Origin of the sequence: Saezia sanguinis (assembly GCF_003991585.1) — a bacterium.
GTDB classification, from domain to species: Bacteria; Pseudomonadota; Gammaproteobacteria; order Burkholderiales; family Burkholderiaceae_C; genus Saezia; species Saezia sanguinis.
Window position 1 is genome coordinate 1 of record NZ_PQSP01000134.1, and the last position, 255, is coordinate 255.

1 protein-coding gene is annotated in these 255 nt (G+C 69.4%); it reads right to left on the reverse strand.

What is annotated here, in order from left to right:
• Positions 1-239: SMP-30/gluconolactonase/LRE family protein (locus CUZ56_RS16405; protein ID WP_369126770.1), on the reverse strand; the 239-nt coding region annotated here is incomplete at its 3' end.
• Positions 240-255: the final 16 nt, after the last annotated feature.

Below are 255 nucleotides of genomic sequence, written 5' to 3' on the forward strand. Positions count from 1 at the left end.
GTGCGGCCGTCCGAGCCGCCGAGCATGCAGGCGAAAACGCCTGTACCTGCCTGGATTTCGTCGACTATTCGGCCGTCGGCCACGCGCACCACTCGGCCGTGCAGGCAGTCCGCGGCCCAGACGGCCCCTTCGGCGTCGGCGCAGATGCCGTCCGGTGAGACGGTGAGTTGCGACATGGCTTCTGCGACGTCGCGGGTTTGCGGGACCGGCCCGAACTCCGCCCAGACCCGCCGGTTCACCAGGTCTCCGTTATCG